At 60.0% G+C, this 18,834-nt stretch carries 14 protein-coding genes; 5 read left to right on the top strand and 9 right to left on the bottom strand.

The features are described 5' to 3' along the window. Positions 1 to 25: 25 nt before the first annotated feature. Complete coding sequence (hrpA, locus tag AC1Q6Y_RS26415) at positions 26 to 3,937, bottom strand: ATP-dependent RNA helicase HrpA (protein ID WP_057715982.1); 3,912 nt, start codon at positions 3,935 to 3,937, stop codon at positions 26 to 28. Positions 3,938 to 4,127: 190 nt separating this feature from the next. Next, on the bottom strand, positions 4,128 to 5,846 hold the full coding sequence (aceK, locus tag AC1Q6Y_RS26410) for a bifunctional isocitrate dehydrogenase kinase/phosphatase (RefSeq protein WP_057715983.1): 1,719 nt from the start codon (positions 5,844 to 5,846) through the stop codon (positions 4,128 to 4,130). Positions 5,847 to 6,005: 159 nt separating this feature from the next. Between aceK and AC1Q6Y_RS26405 the strand changes: the two genes are divergently transcribed. Then, positions 6,006 to 6,899 (top strand): DMT family transporter, encoded by an 894-nt coding sequence (locus AC1Q6Y_RS26405; RefSeq protein WP_492625489.1) that lies wholly within the window; start codon positions 6,006 to 6,008, stop codon positions 6,897 to 6,899. Between the two features lie 78 nt (positions 6,900 to 6,977). Here the strand turns inward: AC1Q6Y_RS26405 and AC1Q6Y_RS26400 are convergent, their stop codons facing one another. The 3 genes from AC1Q6Y_RS26400 to cysK form a co-directional block, all read right to left on the bottom strand. Next, positions 6,978 to 7,841 (bottom strand): DMT family transporter, encoded by an 864-nt coding sequence (locus tag AC1Q6Y_RS26400; RefSeq protein WP_492625488.1) that lies wholly within the window; start codon positions 7,839 to 7,841, stop codon positions 6,978 to 6,980. A gap of 497 nt (positions 7,842 to 8,338) precedes the next feature. Then, positions 8,339 to 9,277 (bottom strand): aspartyl/asparaginyl beta-hydroxylase domain-containing protein, encoded by a 939-nt coding sequence (locus AC1Q6Y_RS26395; protein WP_057715986.1) that lies wholly within the window; start codon positions 9,275 to 9,277, stop codon positions 8,339 to 8,341. Positions 9,278 to 9,540: 263 nt separating this feature from the next. Further along, the gene (gene cysK, locus AC1Q6Y_RS26390; protein WP_057715987.1) at positions 9,541 to 10,515 is read right to left on the bottom strand and encodes a cysteine synthase A; all 975 of its coding nucleotides are present in this window, start codon (positions 10,513 to 10,515) and stop codon (positions 9,541 to 9,543) included. Positions 10,516 to 10,614: 99 nt separating this feature from the next. On the opposite strand from cysK, the gene AC1Q6Y_RS26385 reads away from it, so the two are divergent. The 3 genes from AC1Q6Y_RS26385 to AC1Q6Y_RS26375 all read left to right on the top strand — a co-directional run bounded on the left by AC1Q6Y_RS26385 (position 10,615) and on the right by AC1Q6Y_RS26375 (position 13,899). Then, the gene (locus AC1Q6Y_RS26385) at positions 10,615 to 11,718 is read left to right on the top strand and encodes a DUF748 domain-containing protein (protein WP_492625487.1); all 1,104 of its coding nucleotides are present in this window, start codon (positions 10,615 to 10,617) and stop codon (positions 11,716 to 11,718) included. Positions 11,719 to 11,863: 145 nt separating this feature from the next. Further along, entirely contained in the window at positions 11,864 to 12,709 is an 846-nt protein-coding gene (locus AC1Q6Y_RS26380; protein WP_057715989.1) for an AAA family ATPase, read from the top strand. Positions 12,710 to 12,720: 11 nt separating this feature from the next. Next, on the top strand, positions 12,721 to 13,899 hold the full coding sequence (locus AC1Q6Y_RS26375) for a vWA domain-containing protein (protein ID WP_008055445.1): 1,179 nt from the start codon (positions 12,721 to 12,723) through the stop codon (positions 13,897 to 13,899). Between the two features lie 100 nt (positions 13,900 to 13,999). Here AC1Q6Y_RS26375 and AC1Q6Y_RS26370 read toward each other — a convergent pair whose 3' ends face one another. From AC1Q6Y_RS26370 to AC1Q6Y_RS26355, 4 genes are all read right to left on the bottom strand, one after another. Continuing rightward, positions 14,000 to 14,926, bottom strand: coding sequence for a 5-oxoprolinase subunit C family protein (locus AC1Q6Y_RS26370; protein WP_492625486.1), 927 nt, complete (start codon positions 14,924 to 14,926; stop codon positions 14,000 to 14,002). Next, entirely contained in the window at positions 14,923 to 15,627 is a 705-nt protein-coding gene (locus AC1Q6Y_RS26365; protein ID WP_154860798.1) for a 5-oxoprolinase subunit B family protein, read from the bottom strand. Before AC1Q6Y_RS26365 ends, AC1Q6Y_RS26370 begins: the two co-directional genes overlap by 4 nt. After that, entirely contained in the window at positions 15,624 to 16,376 is a 753-nt protein-coding gene (locus AC1Q6Y_RS26360; RefSeq protein ID WP_340314892.1) for a 5-oxoprolinase subunit PxpA, read from the bottom strand. Before AC1Q6Y_RS26360 ends, AC1Q6Y_RS26365 begins: the two co-directional genes overlap by 4 nt. Before the next feature lie 73 nt (positions 16,377 to 16,449). Then, complete coding sequence (locus AC1Q6Y_RS26355) at positions 16,450 to 17,736, bottom strand: MFS transporter (protein WP_057715993.1); 1,287 nt, start codon at positions 17,734 to 17,736, stop codon at positions 16,450 to 16,452. A 146-nt stretch (positions 17,737 to 17,882) separates the two neighbouring features. On the opposite strand from AC1Q6Y_RS26355, the gene AC1Q6Y_RS26350 reads away from it, so the two are divergent. Then, the gene (locus AC1Q6Y_RS26350) at positions 17,883 to 18,797 is read left to right on the top strand and encodes a LysR family transcriptional regulator (protein ID WP_492588635.1); all 915 of its coding nucleotides are present in this window, start codon (positions 17,883 to 17,885) and stop codon (positions 18,795 to 18,797) included. Positions 18,798 to 18,834 lie beyond the last annotated feature (37 nt).

The raw sequence follows: 18,834 nt of genomic DNA, 5'->3' as shown, positions 1-18,834 counted from the left end.
GCGAGCTCGCTCCTACAAGGGTGTGTCAGGCCTCTACCTGACTCCACTGCTTGTTCAGGCGCTTGTCGGAGATCGGCACCTTGGTTCCCAGTTGCTGGGCAAACAACGAAACCCGGTATTCCTCCAGCCACCAGCGATACAACTCAAGCTGCGGATCGCGCTTGCCTTCCTGGGCGTGTTTGCTGGCGCGGGTCTGGTATTGCGTCCACAGGCCGCTCAATTCGCCGCTCCAGACCCGGTCGCGCTGCACCTGGGCACCGATTTTTTCAAAGCGCTGTTCGATCGCCTTGAGGTAACGCGGCAACTCCTTGAGCCACTGCATCGGCGTTTCCCGGACAAATCCCGGATAGACCAGGTAGCTGAGCTGCTGCTTGATGTCGTTCAGGGCCACGGCTTGGGCGAGATCGATCTTGCCCTTGAAGCGCTTTTGCAGGCCATGCCAGAGCTTGAGGATTTCCAGGGTCAGCTTCGCCACACGTTCGGCGTGCTCGGTCCAGGCGCCACGCTTGCGCTCGGCCAGGGACGCCAGACCGGCGCCGTCACGGGGCAGCGGGTCTTCACCTTCGAGAATGCAGCTGTCGAGGCTGGCCAGCAGAATGTCTTCCACCAGCGCATCGACCCGTCCCATGTCGCGGTACAGCAGGCCCAATTCGGTCAGGCCCGGCAACTTGCCGCGCAGGAACTTCGCAGGCTCAGCCAGTTGCTGCATCAGCAAGCGTTGCAGGGCACGGCGATGCTGGAACTCGGCTTCGGCCGGGGTGGAGAAACGCCCTTCCTTGACCGTCCCGGCTTCCTCCACCAGCGCCGGGTAGACCGTCATCGACAGCCCGGCGATCTTCTGTTGGGTTTTCTCGGCCACGGCGGCAAACACTTTCGGCTCCACCGGTTGCTGGCTCTTCGCGGTTTGCGGAACCGCCAATGCAGCCTGGCTGGCCTCGGCGAAACGCGCGGTGAGCTCGGCCAGATCGCGACCTTCGCCGAGGAACTTGCCCTGGGCGTCGACGATTTCCAGGTTCATCCGCAGATGACTTTCGACCTGCTGCGCGGCCTCGCTCCAGGCTTCATCGCTGACGCGGGCACCGGTCATGCGCAGCAGTTCGCGACCCAAGGCCTGAGGCAGCGAGCCCTCGGCAAAGGTCATGCGCTGCAAGGCCGCCTTGACGAAGTCCGGCACCGGTACGAAATTCTTGCGCAAGGCCTTGGGCAAGTTGCGCACCAAGGCAATGCATTTGGCTTCGATGACGCCCGGCACCAGCCACTCCAGGCGTTCCGGTGGCAGCATCGGCAACAGCGGTGCCGGCACGCGCAGGGTCACGCCGTCGCGCGGGTGATTCGGTTCGAAGTGGTAGCTGAGGGCTAATTCCAGATCGCCGATATGCAGCGTATCCGGGTAATGCTGGGCGGTGACTTCACTGGCTTCGCGGGCCAGCACGTCTTCTTCGCGCATGATCAGCAGCTGCGGGTCTTTCTGGCTGTTGATGCGGTACCAGCTGTCGAAGGTCGCGGTCTGATGGATCTCCGCCGGCAGCCGTGCGTCGTAGAAGGCGTACAGGGTTTCTTCGTCGGCGAGGATATCTCGACGGCGGGCCTTGGCTTCCAGTTCGTCGAGTTGTTCCAGCAGCTGTTTGTTGGCGGTCAGGCACTTGGCTTTCGACTGGATCTCGCCGCGCACCAGTGCTTCGCGGATGAACAATTCGCGGGACACCACCGGGTCGACCGGGCCGTAATGCACCGGCCGGCGCCCGACCACGATCAACCCGAACAGGGTGATCTGCTCGAACGCCACGACCTGGCCGCGCTTCTTCTCCCAGTGGGGCTCGAAGTGATTTTTCTTGATCAGGTGCCCGGCCAGCGGCTCGATCCAGTCGGCATCGATCTTGGCGACCATACGCGCGTAGAGCTTGGTGGTTTCCACCAGTTCGGCGGTCATCAACCATTGCGGGCGTTTTTTGCCGATTCCCGACGACGGGTGAATCCAGAAGCGCCGCTGACGGGCGCCAAGGTAATCGCCGTCTTCGGTTTTCTGGCCGATCTGGCTGAGCAACCCCACCAGCACCGCTTTGTGCAGTTTCGGATAGTCCGCCGGCTCTTTATTGAGGCTCAGCTGCATGTCGCGGCAGATCAGGCTCAATTGGCGATGGGAGTCGCGCCACTCGCGCAGGCGCAGGTAATTGAGGAAATTCTTGCGGCACCAGTTACGCAGCGGACTGGCCGTCAGCGCCTGGCGCTGCTCTTCGAAACCACGCCACAGATTGACCAGCCCGGCGAAGTCCGAGTCGGCGTCTTTCCACTGGGCGTGGGCCTGATCCGCCGCTTGCTGACGCTCCGGCGGACGCTCGCGCGGGTCCTGGATCGACATGGCGCTGGCAACGATCAGCACTTCCTGCAGGCTGCCGAGCTTCGCCGCTTCCAGCAGCATGCGGCCCATGCGCGGGTCCACCGGCAGCCGCGCCAGTTGGCGACCGAGCGGAGTCAGTTGGCTGTTGCGGTCCACCGCCGAAAGTTCTTGCAGCAGGTTGTAACCGTCGCTGATGGCTTTGCCATCGGGCGGCTCGATAAACGGGAACGCGGTGACTTCGCCGAGGCGCAGATGCAGCATCTGCAAAATAACGGCGGCGAGGTTGGTGCGCAGGATTTCCGGATCGGTAAACTCCGGGCGACCGAGGAAATCCTCTTCGCTGTACAGGCGCACGCAGATGCCCGGCTCGACCCGTCCGCACCGGCCTTTACGCTGGTTGGCGCTGGCCTGGGAAATGGCTTCGATGGGCAGGCGCTGGACCTTGGCCCGGTAGCTGTAGCGGCTGATGCGCGCCGTTCCGCTGTCGATCACGTAGCGAATGCCCGGCACGGTCAGCGAGGTTTCCGCGACGTTGGTCGCCAGAACCACGCGACGGCCTGGGTGAGATTGGAAAATCCGCTGTTGCTCGGCCGGCGACAACCGCGCGTACAACGGCAGGATTTCGGTGTGCTTGAGCTGAGCCTTGCGCAGCATGTCGGCGGCGTCGCGAATCTCGCGTTCACCGGGCAGGAACACCAGCACGTCACCGGGGCTGCGGCGTTCGCTGCGCTCATAAGCGGCGATTTCGTCGAGGGTGGCGAGGATCGCCTGATCCACCGTCAGATCGTCCTCGACGCGATTGCCCTCTTCGTCCTGCTCAAGCGTCAGCGGGCGATACCAGGTCTCCACCGGGTAGGTGCGGCCGGATACCTCGACAATCGGCGCGTCATCGAAGTGCTTGGAGAAACGCTCCAGGTCGATGGTTGCCGAAGTGATGATGACTTTCAGGTCGGGACGGCGCGGCAGCAGGGTTTTCAGGTAGCCGAGCAGGAAGTCGATGTTGAGGCTGCGTTCGTGGGCCTCGTCGACGATGATCGTGTCGTAGCGTTCCAGATAACGATCATTCTGGGTTTCCGCCAACAGGATGCCGTCGGTCATCAGTTTGATCAGGGTGCTGGAATCGCTCTGATCCTCGAATCGCACCTGATAGCCGACCAACGCGCCCAGCGGCGTACCGAGTTCTTCGGCGACCCGGCTGGCGACGCTGCGGGCAGCGATCCGGCGGGGCTGGGTGTGGCCGATCAGGCCGTGCTGGCCGCGGCCGATTTCCAGGCAGATCTTCGGCAACTGGGTGGTTTTACCCGAGCCGGTCTCACCGGCGATGATCAGCACCTGATGCTTTTCCAGCGCCTTTTTGATTTCGTCGCGCTTGGCGGCGATCGGCAGACTGTCGTCGTAACGGATCACCGGCAGGCTGGCCTTGCGCGCCAGTACCTGCTCACAGGACGCCTGCATCCGCGTCACCCACTGGCCCAGCCTGGCCTCGTCGGGTTTCTTGCGCAGCTCAAGCAACTGCCGCCGCAGCCGGTGGCGGTCGGCGAGCATGGCGTGATCAAGGTTTTTCAGCAGTTTGTCGATGGAGGGCGATTCGTCGGTCATCGGGTACGCAATTCAGTCGTCTAGTGGCGCAGGGTGCGGATTGTCGCAGATTTGAAGGGCGAACGAGATCCCTTGTAGGAGCGAGCTTGCTCGCGATGAATTCAAGAACGCCACGGGGTGTCAGGTTTCCCGCGTCACCGTTAACGACCATCGCGAGCAAGCTCGCTCCTACAGGGGATGCGTACCGGTGCTACTCGTTATCGAGACCCTTGCGCCGATACGGAAACACATCAATCACCTTCCCCGCCCGAATCGCTTCCTGAAGGCTCTTCCAGTAATCGGCGTTGTACAACTCGCCATGCAACTGATCGAACAACTTGCGTTGCCCCGAATCGGCAAACAGGAACGGTGGAAACTCTTCCGGGAATACGTCCAGTGGCCCGATCGAGTACCACGGTTCGGACGCCATTTCATCTTCGGGTGTACGTGGCAACGGAATGTGGCGGAAATTGGCCTCGGTGAGGAAGCAGATCTCGTCGTAGTCGTAGAACACCACCCGACCGTGACGGGTCACCCCGAAGTTCTTCAGCAGCATGTCGCCGGGAAAGATGTTGGCCGCCGCCAGTTGCTTGATCGCCAGCCCATAGTCTTCCAGGGCCTCGCGCACCTGCGCCTCGTTGGCGTTTTCCAGGTAGAGGTTCAGCGGGGTCATGCGGCGCTCGGTCCAGCAGTGGCGGATCAGCACCGTATCGTCTTCCACCGACACTGTGGATGGTGCGACTTCCAGCAGTTCCTCCAGGCACGCCGGATCGAACTTGCTCAGGGGGAAACGGAAGTCGGCGAATTCCTGGGTATCGGCCATGCGCCCGACCCGGTCGACGCTTTTCACCAGGCGGTACTTTTCGATCACCGTGGCGCGGTCGACGTTTTTCGACGGCGAGAAACGGTCCTTGATGATTTTGAACACGGTGTTGAAACCCGGCAGGGTGAACACGCTCATGACCATGCCGCGCACGCCAGGGGCCATGATGAACTGGTCGTCGGTATTGGCCAGGTGATTGATCAGTGCCCGGTAGAATTCCGACTTGCCGTGCTTGTAGAAGCCGATCGAGGTGTACAGCTCGGCAATGTGCTTGCCCGGCAGGATCCGCCGCAGAAAGCCGATGAACTCCGCCGGCACCGGCACATCCACCATGAAATACGAGCGGGTGAACGAGAAGATGATCGACACGTCTGCTTCATCGGTGATCAGCGCATCGATCTGGATGCCGCGACCCTCCAGGTGCAGCAATGGAATTGCCAGTGGCCATTGCTCGTCGGCGGTGTAGATGCGCCCCACCAGGTACGCGCCTTTATTGCGGTACAGCACCGAGGAAAACAGCTCGACGCTCAGCTCCGGATCCTTGCACACCCAATCCGGCAGGTTCTCGCGCAGTTGCGCTTCGAGGCGCTTCAGGTCACCGGCCAGGTCGGCGTAATCCTCACTGAAACGGTAGTCGGCGAAGATGCTGGCGAGCATCGCCGACAATTGGCCTTGCGGCTTGTAGGTGCGGGTTTGTGCGGCCCGGGCGCGGCGCAGGCTCGGCCGGGTGGTGTGGATGAACATGCAGCCGTCGCTGATCAGGTCATGGCTGAACAGCCCGCAGAAGATCGAGTTGTACCAGGTCTCGGACAGCTCATCGTCGAAACGCAGGTCGATCAGGCTGATGTAGGCGTTTTTGACCAGCGGCCAGCAGCTGACGTCCAGGGTGTCGGCGTCAAACGCGGTGCGCAGTCGCTCCACCGTTTCACCGACCTTGTCTTCATACAGATTGATCCGTGCCGCCGACGCCGTCTGCGTTTCCTGCCACTTGGCCTGTTCGAAGCGGGCCCGGGCGCCGTCGGTGATCTGGCGAAAATGCTCGCGGTAATCGTCAAAGCCATCGAGGATCAAGCGGGCGATGTCGGCGGCTGGCCATTGCTGCGGCATGGTGAGACCTCTGCGGGAATTCGGGAGGCTTGAGCTTAGCCAGTGAACCGGGTGCAGGAGAAGCGTAATTTTGCGGGTGAATTAAATGCCCGGTTTTCGGTTGCCATCGATCACACACTCAGCAACACTTTCGCCCCTCCCCCAAGGAAGGACCGCGCTGTGAACCCCGTCGATATTTTCCGTTTACTGTCCCTGGCGGCCATTTGGGGGGCCAGTTTTCTGTTCATGCGCATCATCGCCCCGGTGATCGGCAGCATTCCTACCGCTTTTTTCCGTGTATCGATCGCCGCTGCCGGACTGCTGGTGATTCTCGGCCTGATGCGCATCAGTTGGGACTTCAAGGGCAAACTCAAGACCGTGATGCTGCTCGGGGTGATCAACTCCGGGATTCCGGCGACGCTCTATTCGGTGGCTGCGCAGGTGCTACCAGCCGGTTACTCGTCGATTTTCAATGCCACGACACCCTTGATGGGCGTGCTGATCGGCGGCCTGTTTTTCCATGAAAGGCTCACTGGCGCCAAACTCGGCGGCGTGTTCCTGGGGCTGTTCGGCGTGGGCGTGCTGACCCGTGCCGGTCCGGTGGCGTTCGATTTGGAACTGCTGATGGGTGCCGTCGCCTGCCTGCTCGCGACCACCTGCTATGGATTTGCGGGGTTTCTGGCCCGCCGCTGGCTCGATCAGGCCGGTGGTCTCGACAGCCGTTTGTCGGCAGTGGGCAGCATGCTTGGCGCGACATTGTTCCTGCTGCCGCTGTTCGGCTACAGCGTGATCAGCCAACCACCCGCGACCTGGGGCGGCTGGAGTGTCTGGCTCTCGTTGCTGGGGTTGGGTCTGGGATGCACGGCGTTTGCGTACATTATTTACTTCCGCCTCCTGAGCTCGATTGGTCCGGTGAAATCGATGACTACGACCTTTTTGATCCCATTGTTCGGCGTGTTGTGGGGGGCGCTGTTTCTCGATGAGCCACTGTCGATGGCGCATATCTATGGCGGGATGTTGATTGCGCTGGCGTTGTGGTTGGTGTTGAAACCGGGTTTGGTGGCTGGCCGGTAGTGTTGTGGCGTTGCGGATGACGCCAAAAATCACAAAGGCCCGGAGCATGGCTCCAGGCCCTTGCGGGTTTGCACGCAATTACGCGGTTTTACGGAACACAAACACCAGACCGACGATGATCAGCAGCATACCGAACAGGCTCAACATCGCCAGGCGATTGCCGAAGATCAGATAGTCCATCACCGCCGTTACCGCCGGCACCAGATAAAACAGGCTGGTGACGTTCACCAGATTGCCTCGAGCGATCAAGCGGTACAGCAATAGCGTTGCCAGCACCGACACCACCAGCCCCATCCATAGCACCGGCAGGATGAATCCACTGCTGTGTTCGAAGTGAAACGGCTGGAAGGGTACGAAAATCCCGCACAACAGCAGTCCGGCCAGATACTGCACCGGCAGTGTGCCGAGGGGATTGTCGGTGATGCGTTTCTGCATGATCGAACCGAACGTCATGCTCGCCAGCGCCAGCAGACCGAAGAGCATGCCCGCCAAAGACATGCCGGCCAAACCGATGCCCTGGTAAACCACCATGATCAACCCGGCCAAGCCTAGCGCCAGACCGAACATCCGGCTTATTGATCGGTGCCGCTCCATCAGCACCACGGTGAGAATCGGCTGCACGCCCATGATGGTCGCCATCACCCCGGGCGTGACTTTAAGGTCGAGGGCCAGCAGATAGAAAATCTGATACGCCCCCAACAACACCACGCCGGTGACCATCGCATACAGCATCGGTTTGCCGCCCTTGGGCAACTTCAGCTTGAGCAACGGCACCAGCAACACCAGGCCGCCCAGGGCGATGACGAAACGGAACATCAGGAAGGCAAAGGGCGACGCGTGGGCCAGCCCCCATTTGGAGAAGATCGCCCCGCTGCTCCACAGCAGAACGAACAGGCTCGTGGACGCCGCCGCGAGCGCGGAGTTTTTCGAAAGGACAAACATGAATACCACCTGTAGTCAGGCAAAAAGCCAACTCAGCCGAAGCTGAAATTCAGTCGTTTTCTTCAGGCGGGCGCTTTTTCAGACGTGCTTGGGAACAGCAGAAAGCAGCTGATCAGCCCGAAATGCCAACGCCTGGCGGTGAGACCACCGCGCACACTGGCGTGCGACTGACAGGAGGGGGGTAATGACTGATCTGCCCCGGTTGCAGATTCCCGCACGGCACGACGCCAGCGTTGACCGCTGAATCGACTACCGCTTTGATGAGGGATGCAGGCATTGGGCTGATCTTTACTCGAGGGATAAAAAAGTGAGTCCGAAACTCACCGTGCGCCGACTATAACCAGCGTTCGACATGGATTGCAACGACTCGACCAAAAGGCCAGCTACGACAATCGGTACAGAGTCTGCATTGTGCGGTTGGAGGGGCTTTCAGGGATTGCGCGAAAACCTGTAAAAAGCCGCTCACAACGAACGGTTCTTTTATTCTGTATCCGGCGTTAGCCAAACAACCAATACCCCAGCAACATCAGCACCAGCACCGCCAGTACCGGACGCAGTACACGGTAGGCCTCGGGATTGCGCCGCTTCCATTGCTTGACCACACCACTGAATTTATCGCTGGAGTTCTTGCTCCAGGCATAGACCCGGTTGATGCCCCCTACTCGCTCGTCATCAAGGTTCTGCGGTGCAGTCGCACGACCTAGCCAGGCGCTGATACTGCGATTGATGCGGGTCATGAAGCGATTGCTCAGCGGACGTTCGATATCGCAGAACAGTATGACACGGGTCTTTTGCGTTTCATTCTTGACCCAGTGCACGTAGGTTTCGTCGAACATCACGTCTTCACCATCGCGCCAGGCGTAAACCTGACCGTCGACAAAGATGCGGCAATCATCGGAATTGGGAGTGGACAGGCCCAAGTGATAACGCAGGGAACCGGCAAACGGATCGCGATGCGGATTGAGGTGGCTGCCGCCCGGCAGTAGCGCGAACATGGCGCCTTTGACGCTGGGGATGCTGTTGACCAGTTGCACGGTTTTCGGGCACAAGGCTTCGGCGGAAGTCAGCGGTTTGTCGTACCACTTGAGATAGAAACGCTTCCAGCCCTTCTTGAAGAACGAGCCAAAGCCGGCGTCGTTGTTCTTTGCCGCCGCGCGAATATACCCCTCGTCGAACAAGTGCATCGCTTCGTCGCGAATCACCTCCCAGTTGTCCTTGAGTACATCAAGTTCCGGGAACTTGCTGCGATCCAGATACGGTTTCGACGGCACACCGGAAAACAGGTACATCAAGGCGTTATAGGGGGCGAACAGTGCCGAATGGTTAACGAACTGGCGCAAAACCGGCAGGCGCGTCTTGCCGCGCAAATGCACATAGAGGGTGCTACCGAGAAACAGCAATAACAACGAGGCTTTCGCGGCAAACGACGGGATCATCGACAACTCCTTTGAAGATAAACGGCACCGCACCACGTCCATTGCCCGACGTGGCTACCAGCATGATAAACACTACCGCCCCGGTGAAAACCTGCACTTTTCAACATTCAATGTTAATGAATGTGCAACAAAGCACTTATTAACATAAGGTGCCTGAACGCTGGCTGATGCAATCCATCATCAACCGGAACAGATCAATGGATCGCAACCAGCGATAACGCCTCAACCGTCAGCGCCAGCCACGATCCGCCAATATCTGGCACTTACTGGCGATTCTCCTGTTCGGTAAACAGATCACTGAACAGCATGCTCGACAGGTAACGCTCACCGGAATCCGGCAAGATCACGACAAAGGTCTTGCCCTGCATTTCCGGGGTCTCCGCCAGTCTTACGGCCACCGCCATGGCGGCGCCGCTGGAAATCCCGCACAAGATTCCCTCTTCCTGCATCAAGCGCAAGGCCATGGCCTTGGACTCTTCGTCACTGACCAGTTCCACCCGATCGACAATCGACAAATCGAGGTTCTTCGGCACAAAACCGGCACCGATGCCCTGGATCTTGTGCGGGCTCGGCTTGATTTCTTCACCGGCCAGGGCCTGGGTGATCACCGGCGACACCACTGGTTCCACCGCCACCGAGAGTATCGGTTTGCCCTGGGTATTCTTGATATACCGTGAAACCCCGGTGATGGTTCCACCGGTTCCGACGCCTGCCACCAGCACGTCGACCGCGCCGTCGGTATCGTTCCAGATTTCCGGGCCGGTGGTTTTTTCGTGGATGGCCGGGTTGGCCGGGTTATCGAATTGCGCCGGCATGAAGTACTTCGACGGGTCGCCGGCAACGATTTCACCGGCTTTCTCGATGGCGCCTTTCATGCCTTTGGCCGGCTCGGTCAACACCAGTTCGGCGCCCAGTGCCTTGAGTACCTTGCGGCGTTCGATACTCATGGACGCCGGCATGGTCAGCATCAGCTTGTAGCCACGGGCGGCGGCCACGAAGGCCAGGCCGATGCCGGTATTGCCGGAGGTGGGTTCTACGATGGTCATCCCCGGCTTGAGTTTGCCGCTGCCCTCGGCATCCCAGATCATGTTCGCACCGATCCGGCACTTGACCGAGTAACCGGGGTTGCGCCCTTCGATCTTGACCAGGATGGTCACACCACGCGGCGCAATGCGATTGATCTGCACCAGCGGCGTATTACCGATGGAGTGGGCGTTGTCAGCGAAAATGCGGCTCATGGCTGGGTCCTTAACGACAGCATTGAAATAGGGCATCAAGGTAAGCCTCTTGCCCGCAGGCGTCCAGTCGGGTCGAACGTCCGCTTATCAGTGCAGTCAATGGCTTTAGACAGCCAGAGATTTGCCGCCATGAAACGTCGATACAGCTGGCCCCTGTGGACTCTAGCCGGCCTCGGTCTGCTGCTGGTTGCCTTGCACATTGCCCTGCCCTACATCGTGCGCGACTACCTCAACGAGAGATTGGCGAACATGGGTGACTACCGCGGCCAGATTACCGACGTGGACCTGGCCCTGTGGCGCGGCGCCTACAAAATCAATGGACTGAAAATCGTCAAGGTCAATGGCAAGGTCCCTGTGCCTTTCGTCAATGCGCCATTGATTGACCTCTCCGTCAGCTGGCACTCGCTCTGGTATGACCACGCAGTGGTGGCCGAGGCGCAGTTCGACAAACCCGAGGTCAACTTCGTCGATGGCGCCAACAAGCAAAATTCCCAGACCGGCGAGGGTACCGACTGGCGAGCACAATTAGGCAAGCTGCTGCCCATTACCCTGAACGAAGTGCGGATCAACGACGGCAAGATCAGTTTTCGCAACTTCAACTCCAAGCCACCCGTGAACATGAATGCCACAAAAGTGGATGCCAACATCTACAACCTGACCAACGTGGTCGACACCAAAGGCAAGCGTGATGCGCGCTTCGAAGGCAAAGCCCTGCTGCTGGGGCACGCGCCACTGGAAACCACGGCCACTTTCGATCCCTTGAGCGACTTCGAAGACTTCGAGTTTCGCTTGCGCACCACGGATATCGAGCTCAAGCGCTTGAACGACTTCGCCGCGGCCTACGGCAAGTTCGACTTCAATGCCGGCCATGGCGACGTGGTGATCGAAGCCACAGCCAACAAGGGGCGACTGACCGGCTACATCAAGCCGCTGCTGCGCGATGTCGATGTGTTCAACTGGCAGCAGGATGTGCAAAGCGAGGACAAAGGGCTATTCCGCTCGATTTGGGAAGCCCTCGTCGGCGGTACCGAGACCGTCTTGAAAAACCAGGGCAAAAACCAGTTTGCGACACGGGTCGAGCTCAAGGGTAACGTGCATCAGCAAGATGTCAGCGCATTCCAGGCTTTTTTACAGATTTTACGCAATGGTTTCATCCAGGCATTCAATGCGCGGTATGAACGGCCAAAGCCGGATGCAGGCTGAGTCACCAAGTGACGCCCCATTCAGAGACTGAATAAGCCGTCTGCGTTCACAGTCGACCGGACACCGCGTTATAGTCGGGGCTGACTCTTTTATTGCCCCCCGCCCTGCCTCGTACAGGTCGGCGTTACCGTTCGAGGATTAGCAGATGAAGTTCGAAGGCACCCAGGCCTACGTCGCCACCGATGACCTGAAGCTGGCGGTCAACGCCGCCATCACCCTGGAGCGGCCGTTGCTGGTCAAGGGCGAACCGGGCACCGGCAAGACCATGCTCGCCGAGCAACTGGCCGAATCCTTTGGCGCCAAGCTGATCACCTGGCACATCAAATCCACCACCAAGGCCCACCAGGGCCTGTACGAGTACGACGCGGTCAGCCGCCTGCGCGATTCGCAGCTCGGCACGGAAAAGGTCCACGACGTTCGCAACTACCTGAAAAAGGGCAAGCTCTGGGAAGCCTTCGAATCCGAAGAACGAGTCATCCTGCTGATCGACGAAATCGACAAGGCCGACATCGAATTCCCGAACGACTTGCTGCAAGAACTCGACAAGATGGAGTTCTACGTTTACGAGATCGACGAGACCATCAAGGCGAAGAAACGCCCGATCATCATCATTACCTCCAACAACGAAAAAGAGCTGCCGGATGCGTTCCTGCGCCGCTGCTTCTTCCACTACATCGCTTTCCCGGATCGCGTGACGATGCAGCGGATCGTCGACGTGCACTACCCGGACATCAAGAAAGACCTGGTCAGCGAAGCGCTGGACGTGTTCTTCGACGTACGCAAGGTGCCGGGCCTGAAGAAGAAGCCTTCGACCTCCGAGCTGGTGGACTGGCTGAAGCTATTGATGGCCGACAACATCGGCGAAGCGGTGCTGCGCGAGCGTGATCCGACCAAGGCCATCCCGCCGCTGGCCGGTGCGCTGGTCAAGAACGAACAGGACGTGCAACTGCTGGAGCGTCTGGCGTTCATGAGCCGTCGCGGCAGCCGATAAGGGTCAACGCCATGTTGCTCAACCTGTTCAATGAAATGCGTGCAGCCAAGGTGCCGGTCTCGGTGCGTGAGCTGCTGGACCTGATCAACGCGCTGAAACAACGCGTGACCTTCGCCGACATGGACGAGTTCTATTACCTGTCCCGGGCGATCCTGGTGAAGGACGAAAAGCATTTCGACAAGTTCGACCGGGCGTTCGGTGCCTACTTCAATGGCCTTGAAAAACTCGACGACCACTTGCAGGCCTTGATTCCCGAAGACTGGCTGCGCAAGGAATTCGAGCGTTCGCTGACCGACGAAGAGCGGGCGGCGATCCAGTCCCTGGGCGGCCTGGACAAACTGATCGAAGAGTTCAAGAAACGCCTGGAAGAACAGAAGGAACGCCACGCCGGTGGCAACAAGTGGATCGGCACCGGTGGCACCAGCCCGTTCGGTTCCGGCGGTTTCAACCCGGAAGGTATTCGGGTCGGCGATGCTGGCAAGCGCCAGGGCAAGGCGGTCAAGGTCTGGGACCAGCGCGAATACAAGAACCTCGACGATTCGGTCGAGCTGGGCACCCGCAACATCAAGGTCGCCCTGCGGCGCTTGCGCAAGTTCGCCCGTCAGGGCGCGGCCGAAGAGCTGGACATCGATGGCACCATCGACCATACCGCCAAGGATGCCGGCCTGCTGAACATCCAGATGCGGCCGGAGCGGCGTAACACCGTCAAGCTGTTGCTCCTGTTCGACATCGGCGGCTCGATGGACGCCCATGTGAAGATTTGCGAGGAGCTGTTCTCGGCCTGCAAGACCGAGTTCAAGCATCTGGAATACTTCTACTTCCACAACTTCATTTATGAATCGGTGTGGAAGAACAACATGCGCCGCACCTCCGAGCGTACTTCGACCATGGACCTGCTGCACAAGTATGGTGCCGACTACAAAGTGATCTTCATCGGTGACGCCGCCATGGCACCCTATGAAATCACCCAGGCGGGCGGCAGCGTCGAGCACTGGAACGAAGAAGCCGGTTACGTGTGGATGCAGCGGTTCAAGGAGAAGTACAAGAAACTCATCTGGATCAATCCGTATCCGAAGGACACGTGGGGCTATACCTCTTCGACCAACATCGTGCGGGATTTGATTGAGGACCAGATGTATCCGCTGACCCTTCGCGGGCTGGAGGAAGGGATGCGGTTTCTGTCCAAGTAGTTCTGCTGTCTGGACTGACGCCATCGCGAGCAAGCTCGCTCCCACAGGGTCTTATGTACGGCAAAGATCCAATGTGGGAGCGGGCTTGCTCGCGATGCTTTTAGCCTTTCAAAAAGCGCCGCAAATACTCGACCTGTTCTCGATGCGCCACATCCTGCACCACCGGCCGCAACCGCACCCGCGCCCCCGGCAGGCACTGCGCAAGCCGCGCCAGTGCCAACGGTGTCAACGCCCCCAATCGCGGATAACCACCGATGGTCTGTCGATCATTGAGCAACACAATCGGCTGCCCGTCAGGCGGCACTTGCACCGCCCCCAACGGAATACCTTCGGAAATCATCGGTTTGCCCTGGTACTGCAGCGCCGTGCCCAACAGGCGAATGCCCATCCGATCGGCTCGGCTGTCAAGACTCCACACGCTGTTGAACGCATCGAACAGACTCTGCCCGCTGAACTCGCCAATCTGCGCACCCAGCACCAGATCCAGCAATGGCTCGCCGGTGAAGTCCGGCACGCATTGGCTTGGCAACTCCCGCAGCAATACCAGCGAGTTCCCCGAGTAGCTCAAGGACGCGCCTTCACCCAGCGCATGGCCCATTCCGTCCAGGCCACCCAGTTCTTCACGGACCACCGTCGCGCTGCTGCCCAGCACTTTCGCTGCATCAAACCCACCCGGCGCCGCCAGATAGGCCCGGGCGCCGAGTAGCGGTCGGGTGAATTGCAAACGCTGACCTTTGTGCAACCTGAAACTGCGCCATGGCGCCAGCGCTTCGCCGTCCACCTGCGCGCCAAGATCCGCTCCGGCCAAGGCCAGCACGCAATCTTCCTCGGCCACGAGGGTGAATCCGCCAAGGGTGATTTCGATTACCGGCGCATCCAGCCCGTTGCCCAGCAGCCAGTTGGCCCAGGACATCGAACGCCAATCGGCGGCTCCGCCCTGGGTCACGCCCAGATGCCGCACGCCAAATCGACCGGCATCCTGCAACAGGCACAGCGCCGTACTCGCTTCAATGGTCAGACGGCTCATGCCTGGGCCTCCAGTGGCGTATCGTCACCGCCCAGGTTAATGAATTCGGCATGGCCGACTGCTTCAAACCGTACGGTGTCACCGGGTTGCATCAGGCTGTAGCCGTCACGGTTGCGATCGAACAATTTGGCCGGCGTGCGGCCGATCAGGTTCCAGCCCCCCGGCGACACCACCGGGTAGGCCGCCGTTTGCCGTTCGGCGATGCCGACACTGCCGGCGGCGACTTTCTTGCGGGGCGTGTTCAGACGCGGCGCGGCGAGCACCTCTTCCACCAGCCCCATGAAAGCGAAGCCCGGCGCAAAGCCCAGGGCAAACACCTGATATTCACGCTCGCAGTGACGACGGATCACCTCCTCCACCGCCAACCCGCTACGTTGCGACAACAGGCTCAATTCCGGACCGACGCTCAAGTCGTACCACACCGGCAACACATGGCAGGTACCGCGCGTACGCGCATTGGGCGACAGATCGATCAGTGCCTGGGCAATCAACTCCCTGGCCTGGGCGGGACTCAGCGCGGTCAAGTCGTAATGCACCATCAAGGTGGTGTAGGACGGCACCAGATCGATCAGATGCCCGGCAAATGCCGTGCGCAGACTTTCACTGGCCGCCAGCATCCACGGCATGTTGGTTTCGGCAATTTCATCGAACAGGCGCACCATCAGGCAATCCAGCGCCACCACTTCCACCCGCAGCTTCATGACGCGCTCTGCCGGTTCAAGGCTTCACGGATGCGTTGCACGGCAGCGACCGAACTGGCGTTGTCGCCGTGCACGCAAAGAGTGTTGGCCTGCAAATGCAGGGCGCTGCCATCGCTGGCGGTGAGCGGATCGCCACGGGCAATGGTCAGCGCCTGCTCGATGATTTTTTCCGGATCGTGATGCACCGCTCCCGGCAGTTGTCGCGACACCAGCCTGCCGGCGCTGTCATAAGCGCGGTCGGCAAAAGCCTCGAACCACAGGGTCACGCCGTATTCATCGCCCAGTTGTTGGGCGGCGCTGTTGTCGCGGGTGGCCATCAACATCAACGGCAGGTTGCGATCATAGGACGCTACCGCTTGCAGCACCGCGCGCAGTTGTGCCGGGTTGGCCATCATGTCGTTGTACATCGCGCCATGGGGTTTGACGTAACTGACACGACCGCCCTGGGCCCGGCAGATGCCGTCGAGGGCGCCGATCTGGTAATGCAGAATGTCTTGAAGTTCCTGGGGGGCATAGGCCATGGAGCGGCGGCCGAACCCCACCAGGTCCTGATAGGCCGGATGCGCGCCAACTTGCACACCGTGGCTGAGGGCCAGGCTGACGGTCTTGCGCATGATGCTCGGGTCGCCGGCGTGAAAACCGCAGGCAACGTTGGCGCAATCGATGAAGGGCATGATTTCCGCGTCCAGACCCATGGTCCAGCTGCCGAAACTCTCGCCGATGTCGCAGTTCAATAGCAGGCGGCTCACACTGAACACTCCTGTAGGCTTTATTCTTTTTAGCTGCGGGACATATCCGTAAGACAGCCCCGCAGATTATCAGTTACTGGGCGTCGAGTTGCTTGCCACGGGTTTCCGGCAAACTCAAGGCCGCGAGGATCACCACGCCGTAGGAAACCGCCGCAAAGGCACCGATGCCTACACTCAGCGGCACGGTCTGGCTGAGCAGGCCAATCAACAGTGGAAACAACGCCGCCAGCGCCCGTCCGATGTTGTAGCAAAAACCCTGGCCCGAACCGCGAATGCGCGTGGGGAACAACTCGGTCAGGAATGCACCCATGCCACTGAAGATCCCGGAGGCAAAAAAGCCCAGCGGAAAGCCCAGCCACAGCATCACGCCGTTGCTGACCGGCAGTTGCGTGTACAGCAACACAATGGTGAACGAGCCGACGGCGAACAGGATGAAGTTCTTTTTACGTCCGAGGATGTCGGTCAAATAGGCGCTGATGACATAACCCACGTAGGACCCGACGATCACCATCGCCAGATAACCGCTGGTATTGAGCACGCTCAAACCGCGTTCGTTCTTCAGGAAAGTCGGCAACCAGGACGTGATCGCGTAGTAGCCGCCCAGGGCGCCGGTAGTCAGCAACGAAGCGCGAATCGTGGTGAAGAGCATGCCGGGGGCGAAAATCTCGTAGAACTTCGACGGGTTGCTCGGCTCCTGCCTGGCTTTGGCTTCACGATAGATTTCCGGGTCCTTGACCAGGCGGCGGACGAATATCACGAAGATTGCCGGCACGATGCCGAGGATGAACAGCGCGCGCCAGGCGTCTTCCGGTGGCAATACCGAGAACAGCAGCGCATACAGAATCGCCGTCAACCCCCAACCCAGCGCCCAGCCGGACTGCACCATGCCCACGGCCTTGCCACGGTCCTTGGCTCGAATGACTTCACCGATCAGCACCGCGCCGGCCGTCCACTCACCGCCGAAACCGAAGCCCATCAGGGTCCGTGCAATCAGCAGTTGCTCGTAGCTCTGGGCAAAGCCGCAGAGGAAGGTGAAGAAGGCAAACCACAACACCGTCAATTGCAAGGTGCGCACACGACCGATGCGATCGGAGAGAATCCCCGCTACCCAGCCGCCGATGGCCGAAGCGATCAGCGTGCTGGTGTGAATCAGCCCGGCCTGGCCGGTGGTGATACCCCACATGGCAATCAGGGTTGGCACCACAAAGCTGAGCATCTGGGTGTCCATGCCGTCCAGGCCATAGCCGATCTTGCAGCTCCAGAAGGTGCGGCGTTCCTGCTGATTGATGTTGCGATACCAGTCGAAAGGTCCCGGACGGGCCGAGGCTTTCGGAATGGCGGTGGTGTCGGGCGCACTCATGGCAAATCTCCGCGCTGATTTTATTGGTATTGTTCTGAGCCCCGACGACGCCTATCGTGGGAACCGGATGCGCCGATTTTTGGACGCGCGCCCCTGCTGCGTCCAACTAATAAAAACCCGCCTTAGACATAAGAAATCTTTATCCCATGAACCTGAAGTTTCTCGAGACCTTTGTCTGGGTCGCCCGACTCAAGAGTTTCCGCCTGACCGCCGACAAGCTCTTCACCACTCAGGCCTCGATTTCCAGCCGCATCGCAGTGCTTGAAAGCGAGCTGGGGGTAAAGCTGTTTCTGCGGGATTCGCGCGGCGTGAGCCTGACGCCCGAAGGCCTCAAGGTGCTCGATTACGCCGAGCAGATGATGGACACCATGCAGGCGCTCAAGCAGTCGATCGAGACCCGCTCGAGCAAGGCCGGACGGGTGCGCATCGGCGTGATGGACACAGTGATCCATACCTGGCTCAGCCCGTTGGTGGCGCAGATGACCGATCACTACCCGCTGGTGGAAATCGAACTGGTAGCCGATACCTCGCTCAACCTCTGCGATCAGCTGCAAAAAGGCTTTCTCGATGTGATCCTGCAGACCGACCTGCTGCGCCAGGAAAGCGTGCGCAGCCTGGAACTGGCCAGCCACCCCATGGGCTGGATCGTTGCCAGCAACTCGATCTACAACCGCAATTACACAAACGTCGCCGAACTGGCGCGTGAGCGGATTATCACTTATTCGAAAAACTCCCATCCGCATCAGGAAGTTCTGGCGCTGATGCAGGCCAATGGCGTCATGACACCGCGACTGAACTGCGTGAATTCGGTGTCGGCCATCACCCGTTTGTTGCGCGACGGCTTCGGCATCGGCGCATTGCCACCGGTGCTGGTGGCCGAGGAACTGGAGCGGGGGGAATTGACCTTGCTGGCCATCGACCAACACCCGCCCAACCTGCAAGTGGTGGTGTCATGGCGGGTTGGCGCGGAGTGGGTCGAGGAGATCGTGACGTTGTGTCAGCACGTGGTGGAGCGGTATGCGCAGAAGGTGGGTGACGACTACATCACTCTGGCTGACTGATGACGTCCTGTGGCGAGGGGGCTTGCCCCCGTTCGGC

This window comes from Pseudomonas sp. GW823-FHT06E10, assembly GCF_058794995.1.
Note: the sequence above shows the minus strand (reverse complement) of the source record. Positions and strands in the feature narration are given on the sequence as shown.

Coding starts and splice junctions, on each gene's coding strand:
- AC1Q6Y_RS26355 (WP_057715993.1), bottom strand. CDS start 17,736: ATGAGTGCGCCCGACACCACCGCCATTCCGAAAGCCTCGGCCCGTCCG.
- hrpA (WP_057715982.1), bottom strand. CDS start 3,937: ATGACCGACGAATCGCCCTCCATCGACAAACTGCTGAAAAACCTTGAT.
- AC1Q6Y_RS26400 (WP_492625488.1), bottom strand. CDS start 7,841: ATGTTTGTCCTTTCGAAAAACTCCGCGCTCGCGGCGGCGTCCACGAGC.
- AC1Q6Y_RS26375 (WP_008055445.1), top strand. CDS start 12,721: ATGTTGCTCAACCTGTTCAATGAAATGCGTGCAGCCAAGGTGCCGGTC.
- AC1Q6Y_RS26395 (WP_057715986.1), bottom strand. CDS start 9,277: ATGATCCCGTCGTTTGCCGCGAAAGCCTCGTTGTTATTGCTGTTTCTC.
- AC1Q6Y_RS26365 (WP_154860798.1), bottom strand. CDS start 15,627: ATGAAGCTGCGGGTGGAAGTGGTGGCGCTGGATTGCCTGATGGTGCGC.
- AC1Q6Y_RS26385 (WP_492625487.1), top strand. CDS start 10,615: ATGGCTTTAGACAGCCAGAGATTTGCCGCCATGAAACGTCGATACAGC.
- aceK (WP_057715983.1), bottom strand. CDS start 5,846: ATGCCGCAGCAATGGCCAGCCGCCGACATCGCCCGCTTGATCCTCGAT.
- AC1Q6Y_RS26370 (WP_492625486.1), bottom strand. CDS start 14,926: ATGAGCCGTCTGACCATTGAAGCGAGTACGGCGCTGTGCCTGTTGCAG.
- AC1Q6Y_RS26350 (WP_492588635.1), top strand. CDS start 17,883: ATGAACCTGAAGTTTCTCGAGACCTTTGTCTGGGTCGCCCGACTCAAG.
- AC1Q6Y_RS26380 (WP_057715989.1), top strand. CDS start 11,864: ATGAAGTTCGAAGGCACCCAGGCCTACGTCGCCACCGATGACCTGAAG.
- cysK (WP_057715987.1), bottom strand. CDS start 10,515: ATGAGCCGCATTTTCGCTGACAACGCCCACTCCATCGGTAATACGCCG.